This is a genomic window from Marisediminitalea lipolytica, from assembly GCF_001758465.1.
GTDB classification, from domain to species: domain Bacteria; phylum Pseudomonadota; class Gammaproteobacteria; order Enterobacterales; family Alteromonadaceae; genus Alteromonas; species Alteromonas lipolytica.
Genome location: NZ_MJIC01000014.1, coordinates 783002 through 791809 on the forward strand (window position 1 = coordinate 783002; position 8808 = coordinate 791809).

Genomic DNA, 8808 nt, shown 5'->3' on the forward strand with positions numbered 1-8808 from the left:
GCAAAGACCGGCAAATAAAAGGAGCACCTTTTGAAACAGTTGGCAAAATACGCAATTGCATCGGCAATGTTAGGTAGTGCGATGTTTAGTTCTGCAGCAATGGCAGAGCAAAAAATCGGCGTGGTAAACGTACAGCAAATTTTTCAGGCGTTGCCTCAGGCTGCTGAAATCCAGAATGCCATCTCAATGGAATTCAAAGACCAGGTCGACGAAGTAAATCTGTTACAGCGTGACGGTCAGCTGTATGCTGAGAAATTACAGCGTGACGCAGCAACCATGAGCGCTGCTGAAAAGAAAGAACTGGAAGATAAAATTCTTGCGGTTCGTGAACAGCTTTCTCAGAAAGTGCAGCCGCTGCAACAAAACATTCAGCGTCGTACCAACGAAGAGCGCAACAAAATTCTGGGTCTGATCAAGCAAGCTATCGATACCGTAGCGGCAGCGAATAAATATGACCTGGTGTTAGACGCGCCAGCGGTAGTTTATGCTGATACGAAAGACGACCTGTCACAAAAAGTAGTCGACCAGTTAAGCAAATTAAATTAATTAACGGTTTACTTATGCCGACCGGGAGCAGGTGATAATTCTGACCCCAAAGTCAGCAGGTACTTACAGCAACAACTAGTATCTAATCGTAATCAATCAGACCAGCGCAGTGTGTTGGTCTGATTTGTTTTTTAGTGATTAACGCGTAAGGTTGCGGCCCATATGAAGTTATAGCGGCAAAATCACCATTAAGGGAGTTGTCTGCTTGTATCGTGTCGAAGGAGATATTTTTTGGCCAACCCACTTAACACTATAGAAATCCGCGAAATTATGGATTTGCTGCCTCATCGGTATCCGTTCCTGTTAATAGACAGAGTGACAGATTTCGAACTGGGTGTAAGCATTAAAGCGTATAAGAATATAACGCTTAACGAACCGTGCTTTACCGGACATTTTCCTGATTATCCGATTTTTCCTGGTGTACTGATTTTAGAAGCCATGGCACAGGCCGCGGGTATTTTAGGATTTAAGACCATTGGCAAAAACGATAAGCTATACTTATATGCCGGTATCGACAATGCGCGTTTTAAGCGCCCGGTAACCCCAGGCGACAGACTCGACTTTGATGTCTGTATTGTTAAAGAACGCCGCGGGATCTGGAAATTTAAAGGCGTAGCAAGCGTCGACGGCGAAGAAGCCTGCAGCGCAGAATTTATGTGTGCAATGAGAGAGAAAGATTAACGTGATTCATGAAACTGCTGTGATATCCCCCAAAGCTAAACTTGGTAACAATGTCACAGTTGGCCCGTTTTCAGTGATTGGTGACGAAGTGGTGATCGGTGACGATTGCCGCATTGAGTCACATGTTGTCATTAAAGGCCCAACCCGCATCGGTCGAGGCAATCACTTTTACCAGTTCACATCAATTGGTGAAGATTGTCAGGACAAGAAATACGCCGGCGAGCGCACGGAGCTTATCATCGGTGATAATAATGTGTTCCGTGAGGGCGCGACCGTGCATCGCGGAACCATACAGGACGAAGGCGTTACTCGTATCGGTTCTGGAAACCTGATTATGGTTAATGCTCACATTGCCCATGATTGCAAAATTGGCAATGATATTATTCTGGCAAACAATGTTGCTGTAGCTGGCCATGTCGAAATTGGTGATTACGCTATTTTAGGTGGCGCTACAGCGGTTCATCAGTTTTGCAAGATTGGCCCGCATTCCTTTACCGGTGGTGGTGCTATCGTGTTACGCGATATTCCGCCTTATGTGATGATCAGTGGTACCAAGCATATTCCTCAGGGGATTAATTCTGAAGGGCTACGACGCAGAGGCTATGGCAAAGAAACCATTATGGCCATAAGGCGAGCTTACAAAGTGATCTACCGCGATAACAACACGGTAGAAGAAGCGATTAAAAAGCTTACCGTCATGGCAGACGAGCATCCTGAAATAGGTATGTTGATTACCTTCCTGGCAGGCTCTGAACGCGGTATCGTTCGCTAAATTATGCGCAATTCCCCATTGCGCATCGCTATCGTCGCCGGTGAAGCATCAGGAGATGTACTGGCGGCGGGCGTTATTAAATCCCTTAAAAAACGTTACCCGGACGCCATTTTCGAAGGCATTGCCGGCACGCATATGCAGGCTGCAGGCTGTAAGACCCTGTTTGATATTGAAATTCTATCGGTAATGGGGCTGGTAGAAGTATTGTCCAGTATTCGCCCCATTCTTAAAGTTAAAAACCAACTGATAGAATATTTCACTGATAATCCGCCAGATGTTTATGTTGGCGTCGATGCGCCGGATTTTAACCTACGGGTTGAAACAGCACTTAAAGCCAAAGGTATTAAAACTGTCCACTACGTCAGTCCAACGGTTTGGGCCTGGCGTGAAAAGCGTATTTTCAAAATTGCCAAAGCCACTAACCGAGTGTTGGGGATATTTCCGTTTGAGCAGGATGTTTACGACAAGTATCAGGTTCCTTATAGCTTTGTAGGCCACACCATGGCCGATATTATCCCAATTGTGCCGGATCAGAACCAAGCCAGAAACACACTTGGGCTAAGTACTGAATTGCCCTGTCTGGCGGTATTGCCTGGCAGCCGGGGCGGGGAAGTAGCAAAACTACTGCCGGTATTCACGGCCACGGTAGAACAACTCTGGCAGCACAAGCCGCAGTGCCAGGTAGTGATCCCCGCCGCAAATGAACGCCGACTGAGCCAGATTACTGCCTATCTTAAAGAACACCGCGTTGAGTGGCTCGACGACTCAAGAGTGTTTTTGCTTAATGGCCAGTCCCGGGAGTCCATGATTGCCAGCGATGTCATTCTGCTGGCGTCGGGCACTGCAACTCTCGAGGCCATGTTATGTAAGCGCCCGATGGTGTCTGCTTATCTGTTATCCTGGCTGACCCACAAGATGATGATGCGGATGTATAAACCGGATTATTTCTCGTTACCGAATATTCTGGCCAATGAAGCGTTGATCCCGGAGTTATTACAGGAAGAGGTGAACCCGGATCGGCTGTGTGCTGAACTAATGAAGCTGTTTGAGTCCGATACTACGGCGTTAACTGCAAGATTTGTCGAACTGCATCAAAGCTTAAAACAAAATGCCGATGAGCGGGCGGCAGACGCTGTAATGGAAGTGATTAATGAGTAAGTTTATTGCCGGTGTTGATGAAGTGGGTCGTGGCCCCTTAGTGGGTGATGTGGTCACTGCGGCGGTGATCCTCGATCCGAATAATCCTATCGAAGGCCTGACTGATTCAAAAAAGTTAAGCGAAAAAAAGCGTAATGCGCTGTCGGGCGAAATTAAACAGAAAGCTTTAGCCTGGGCCATTGGCCGGGCCACGCCGGAAGAAATTGATAAGTTAAACATTCTGCATGCCACCATGCTGGCAATGACCCGGGCAGTGGATAGCTTATTATTAACGCCGGATTTTGTCCGGGTCGACGGTAATCGTTTACCTGAGTGGTCATATCAGGCCGAAGCCGTGGTTAAGGGCGATAGCCTGCATCCGGAGATATCCGCTGCCTCTATTCTGGCCAAGGTAGAACGCGATAACGATATGATTGAACTGGATAAACAGTACCCGGCATACGGCTTTGCTGCGCACAAAGGCTATCCAACTAAAGCGCACTTTGCAGCCCTGGCCGACAACGGTGTATTATTCTGTTATCGAAAAAGTTTTAAGCCGGTTCAGGCACTTCTTGCTGCTGCAGAATCGTCGGTGACAACCAAAGGTTAATAATAAAATGTCAGCGAACTTTGTTCATTTACGGGTACACAGCGACTTTTCCATGATGGATGGCCTTAACAAGGTCAAACCGATCCTCGCTAAGGTAGAAGAACTTGGCATGCCTGCTGTGGCCATTACCGACCAGATGAATATGTGTGGTCTGGTAAAGTACTATTCAGACGCGCACTCCCGCGGCATTAAACCGATTATTGGTGCCGATTTTTGGGTTCAGAGCGAAGATTTCGTTGATGAGCCATTCCGTCTCACTTTACTGGCCATGAATAACGAAGGTTATAAAAATATAACCTTGCTGATTTCCAAAGCCTATTTGCGTGGTCATGTTAATCATCGTGTCGTTATCGATAAACAATGGCTGGTAGAGCATGCCGCAGGCGTCATTATCCTGTCGGGTGGTATGAAAGGTGATGTTGGCCAGTTATTGCTGAAGAATAATCCTAAAATGCTGGAAGATAATCTAGCCTTTTACACTACGCATTTTGCCGATCGGTTTTATCTGGAATTAGTGCGCACGGGTCGTCGTGGCGAAGAAGATTATAACCACGCTGCTTTTGCCCTGGCCGAACAGCACGACCTGCCGGTAGTAGCCACTAACGAAGTGTGCTTTATCGACCAGGATAAATTTGATGCCCATGAAATTCGTGTATGTATCCATGATGGTTATACGCTGGATGATAAGCGCCGCCCTAAACATTATAGCGACCAGCAGTACCTGCGCACCGCCGAAGAAATGGTGGAATTGTTTGAGGATATCCCAGAAGCCATTGAGAACACGGTAGAAATCGCCAAGCGTTGTAACGTTACTGTTCGCTTAGGTGAGTACTTCCTGCCGCAGTTTCCCACGGGTGGCATGACTACCGAAGACTTTCTGGTCAAAGTCTCGGAAGAAGGTCTGGAAGAGCGCCTGGAGTTTTTGTTTCCGGATGAAAATGTCCGAAAGGAAAAACGCCCGGAATACGATGAACGTTTAAAAATCGAACTCGATGTTATTAACCAGATGGGATTCCCCGGTTACTTCCTCATCGTAATGGAATTTATTCAGTGGAGTAAGGACAACAACATTCCGGTAGGCCCCGGGCGTGGTTCCGGTGCAGGCTCACTGGTGGCTTATGCGCTTAAAATTACCGACCTGGATCCGCTGGAATTTGACCTGCTTTTCGAACGTTTCCTTAACCCGGAACGGGTTTCGATGCCCGACTTTGACGTCGACTTTTGTATGGACCGCCGTGACGAGGTAATCGACCACGTCGCTGAGCTGTATGGCCGTGACGCGGTATCCCAGATTATCACCTTTGGTACCATGGCAGCTAAAGCGGTAGTGCGCGATGTAGGCCGGGTTCTCGGTCACCCTTATGGTTTTGTTGATCGCATATCCAAGCTTATCCCGCCTGATCCGGGCATGACACTGAGTAAAGCCTTCGAAGCCGAACCGCGCTTGCCAGAGCTTTACCATCAGGATGAAGAAGTCCGCGACCTGATTGATATGGCGCGAATTCTGGAAGGGGTTACCCGAAATGCCGGTAAGCACGCCGGGGGCGTGGTTATCGCGCCCACTAAAATTACCGACTTTGCGCCTCTGTATTGCGATGACGAAGGTAAAAACCCGGTTACCCAGTTTGATAAAAACGACGTGGAAACCGCCGGTCTGGTTAAATTTGACTTCCTGGGACTAAGAACGCTCACCATCATTCAGTGGGCGCTGGATATGATTAAGGAAGGGCAGGGCAAAGAGGTTGATATTGCCGCCATTCCGCTGGAAGACAAGAAAAGCTTCCGTTCGTTACAGGCAGCAGAAACAACGGCGGTATTCCAGCTGGAATCCCGCGGGATGAAAGAACTGATCAAGCGTCTGAAACCGGACTGCTTTGAAGATATTATCGCACTGGTTGCCCTGTTCCGTCCGGGGCCGCTGCAATCAGGCATGGTAGATAACTTTATCGACCGTAAGCATGGTCGCGAGGAAATCTCCTACCCGGATGCTGAATACCAGCACGAGTGTTTAAAAGAAATATTGGAACCCACCTACGGAATTATCCTGTATCAGGAACAGGTCATGCAGATAGCCCAGGAAATGTCGGGCTACTCGCTGGGTGGCGCTGACTTATTACGCCGGGCAATGGGTAAGAAAAAGCCCGAAGAAATGGCCAAACAGCGGTCAACCTTTGAAGACGGCGCGAAGAACAATAATATCGACCCGAACCTGGCGATGAAGATCTTCGACCTGGTGGAAAAATTCGCCGGCTATGGTTTTAACAAATCACACTCCGCGGCTTACGCGCTGGTGTCGTATCAAACGCTATGGCTGAAAGTGCATTATCCTGCCGAATTTATGGCGGCGGTAATGTCGGCGGACATGGATAACACCGATAAGATTGTGACGCTGGTAGATGAAGTAGGCCGTATGGGGCTGGAAATCCTGCCGCCGGATCTGAATAAAGGCCGCTACAAGTTTACCGTAGATACCGAAGGCCGCATTGTTTACGGTATCGGTGCTATTAAAGGTGTTGGTGAAGGCCCAATCGAAGCCATTATTGAAGCGCGGGAAACTCAAGGGCAGTTTTCAGATTTATTTGATTTTTGTGCCAAGGTTGATCTTAAGCGTGTAAACAAACGGGTACTGGAAAAACTGGTACTCTCCGGCGCGATGGATAACCTTGGGCCGCACCGTGCTGCGCTAATGGCGACTCTGCCGGAAGCTATCGCCGCAGCCGATCAACACGCTAAAGCCGAGTCGTTCGGTCAGTCGGATATGTTTGGGCTGCTAACCACCGAGCCAGAGCAGGTTCGTCAGGCGTTTGCCGAAGTACCGCAATGGCCGGAGAAGGTGTGGCTCGACGGTGAAAAAGAAACCCTTGGCCTGTATTTAACCGGGCATCCGATTAATCAGTATATTGATGAGGTTCGTCATTATGTGGATGGGCGGCTGGTTGATTTACGCCCGACCGGCAAGGATCAGATGGCGACGGCAGTAGGACTGGTTCTTGGTGTACGGGTAATGACCAATAAAAAGGGACGTCGTTGGGCAATTGTTACACTTGACGATAAAAGTGCTAGAATGGACGTCAGGTTTTTCCCTGAAATGTACGAAACTTTTGAGTCAGTGCTGGAACCTGATCGTATTTTGGTCATCAAAGGACAGGTCAGCTTTGATGATTTCTCGGGTGGCAATACAATCACCGCCCGTGATGCTATGGATATAGTCCAGGCGCGCGAGAAAAATGCGCGATCTCTGGCGTTGCAAGTCGACACGCAATGGTGTAAACCAGACAAGTTATCATCGTTGCAGTCGATTTTGCGCAATTATGCGGGCGGTAGTTGCCCGGTTCAGTTAGATATTTTACATCCGGATGTGGCAGTTTCATTAAAATGCGACGCACATTGGTTTATTACACCCGAAGATCAGTTATTGCACGAGTTAAAGCAGTGCCTGGGTGAGCAGTCGGTTAGGTTGACCTTTCATTAGTTATCACGGGTCAGCAACCGGAGAGTAAAAGTAGGACACGTAATGAGTATACAGTTTTTGGATTTTGAACAACCAATAGCCGAACTAGAAGCAAAAATAGAAGAGCTGCGGTTGGTAAATCAGGGCGGTGAGTTTGATGTGGGGATCGAAGAAGAGATCACCCGTCTGCGCACCAAAAGTGCCGAGTTAACCGGTAAAATCTTCTCAAATCTTGGGGCATGGCAGATTTCGCAACTGGCACGTCATCCGATGCGTCCTTACACGCAGGATTATATCCGCCTGGCGTTTGAAGAATTTGATGAGTTAGCCGGTGATCGCGCATTTGCTGACGACAAGGCGATTGTTGGTGGTCTGGCTAAGCTGGATGACCAGCCAGTGATGATTATTGGTCATCAGAAAGGCCGGGATGTACCGGAAAAAATTAAACGTAACTTCGGTATGCCTAAACCCGAAGGTTACCGCAAAGCGCTGCGCCTGATGAAAATGGCCGAACGCTTTAATATGCCTATCATCACGCTTATCGACACTCCCGGAGCCTATCCTGGCGTGGGTGCTGAAGAGCGCGGTCAGAGCGAGGCCATTGCCCGTAACCTGAAAGAAATGGCCGAACTGAAAGTGCCAATTATCTGTACGGTAATTGGTGAGGGCGGTTCAGGTGGTGCACTGGCCATAGGTGTAGGTGACCGAGTTAACATGTTGCAATACAGCACTTACTCGGTAATTTCGCCGGAAGGCTGTGCGTCAATTCTTTGGAAGAGTGCCGATAAAGCGCCACTGGCAGCTGAAGCCATGGGTGTAAGCGCACAACAAATTAAAGAACTGGGCCTGATCAACGCGATTGTTGATGAGCCATTAGGTGGTGCACACCGTGACCACGCCAGCATGGCGGCTAACCTCAAAGCTACGCTAAAACAGCAGCTGAGCCAGTTACAATCGCTGCCGGTAGACAAATTAATGGACGAGCGTTACGACCGTCTGATGTCATTTGGATATTGCTAGGCGTTAGCAAATCGATTACTTTATTAAAGGGCCTTACAGGCCCTTTTTTATGTGACCGGTCGCGAAGCGACAGAACACCACGGGTTTACCCGTGGATGAATGAGTCCGAGGCCTGTATGCTACGAAGATGGAAGTTCGAGTCTCATCACATGGTCTATATAGACTTCAATATCACGTCGTCTGGGTAACCAAATACAGGCGTCGGATACTGAAGCCTTTCGTCGTGGAGTATTTGCGCAAAGTGTTGCCGAAGCTGCTTCGAAGTATGCCCGGCGTAACGATAGAGCGAATGGGCTTTGATAATGACCATATGCACATGTTGATGGTCATTCCACCGAAATACTCGATAGCAGAAGTGATGGGTAAACTCAAAGCCCAGTCAGCGTCAAACATGAGAAAGACATTCAAATGGCTAGGAAAGGTCTATTGGAATGAAAATATTGTTTGGTCGCCGGGTTACTTTGTAAGCAGCGTAGGCTTAGACGAGCACACAATACGGAACTACGTTGAGCATCAAGGTCGGAAGGATTCAGATCAGCTCCGAATGGAGCTGTAACAGAAAGAACCCCGGGCATGCCCGGGGGAATCTAT

8 protein-coding genes are annotated in these 8808 nt (G+C 48.4%); all 8 read left to right on the forward strand.

All coding sequences use genetic code 11. From position 1 onward, the window contains the following. The first annotated feature begins 30 nt into the window (after positions 1-30). The 8 genes from BFC17_RS14460 (at position 31) to tnpA (ending at position 8773) form a co-directional block, all read left to right on the forward strand. On the forward strand, positions 31-546 hold the full coding sequence (locus tag BFC17_RS14460) for an OmpH family outer membrane protein (protein ID WP_083271748.1): 516 nt from the start codon (positions 31-33) through the stop codon (positions 544-546). A 231-nt stretch (positions 547-777) separates the two neighbouring features. Next, positions 778-1227, forward strand: a complete 450-nt coding sequence (gene fabZ, locus BFC17_RS14465; RefSeq protein ID WP_070177167.1) for a 3-hydroxyacyl-ACP dehydratase FabZ — start codon at positions 778-780, stop codon at positions 1225-1227. 1 nt (position 1228) lies between these two features. After that, positions 1229-1999: an acyl-ACP--UDP-N-acetylglucosamine O-acyltransferase gene (gene lpxA, locus BFC17_RS14470; RefSeq protein ID WP_070177168.1), complete on the forward strand. Its 771-nt coding sequence runs from the start codon at positions 1229-1231 to the stop codon at positions 1997-1999. A gap of 3 nt (positions 2000-2002) precedes the next feature. Beyond that, positions 2003-3157 (forward strand): lipid-A-disaccharide synthase, encoded by a 1155-nt coding sequence (gene lpxB / locus BFC17_RS14475; RefSeq protein ID WP_070177169.1) that lies wholly within the window; start codon positions 2003-2005, stop codon positions 3155-3157. After that, positions 3150-3746 carry a ribonuclease HII gene (gene rnhB / locus BFC17_RS14480; RefSeq protein ID WP_070177170.1) on the forward strand — a complete coding sequence of 199 codons (597 nt, stop codon included), beginning with the start codon at positions 3150-3152 and terminating at the stop codon, positions 3744-3746. Before lpxB ends, rnhB begins: the two co-directional genes overlap by 8 nt. A 7-nt stretch (positions 3747-3753) precedes the next feature. After that, on the forward strand, positions 3754-7218 hold the full coding sequence (gene dnaE / locus BFC17_RS14485) for a DNA polymerase III subunit alpha (RefSeq protein WP_083271749.1): 3465 nt from the start codon (positions 3754-3756) through the stop codon (positions 7216-7218). Between the two features lie 42 nt (positions 7219-7260). Next, positions 7261-8217, forward strand: a complete 957-nt coding sequence (accA, locus tag BFC17_RS14490; protein WP_070177172.1) for an acetyl-CoA carboxylase carboxyl transferase subunit alpha — start codon at positions 7261-7263, stop codon at positions 8215-8217. Positions 8218-8344: 127 nt separating this feature from the next. Beyond that, positions 8345-8773, forward strand: a complete 429-nt coding sequence (gene tnpA / locus BFC17_RS14495) for an IS200/IS605 family transposase (RefSeq protein WP_070174559.1) — start codon at positions 8345-8347, stop codon at positions 8771-8773. Positions 8774-8808 lie beyond the last annotated feature (35 nt).

What these genes read in the sequence shown, in the direction of transcription:
- accA (WP_070177172.1), top strand. Translation starts at nt 7,261, where the DNA reads ATGAGTATACAGTTTTTGGATTTTGAACAACCAATAGCCGAACTAGAA.
- tnpA (WP_070174559.1), top strand. Translation starts at nt 8,345, where the DNA reads ATGGAAGTTCGAGTCTCATCACATGGTCTATATAGACTTCAATATCAC.
- dnaE (WP_083271749.1), top strand. Translation starts at nt 3,754, where the DNA reads ATGTCAGCGAACTTTGTTCATTTACGGGTACACAGCGACTTTTCCATG.
- rnhB (WP_070177170.1), top strand. Translation starts at nt 3,150, where the DNA reads ATGAGTAAGTTTATTGCCGGTGTTGATGAAGTGGGTCGTGGCCCCTTA.
- lpxB (WP_070177169.1), top strand. Translation starts at nt 2,003, where the DNA reads ATGCGCAATTCCCCATTGCGCATCGCTATCGTCGCCGGTGAAGCATCA.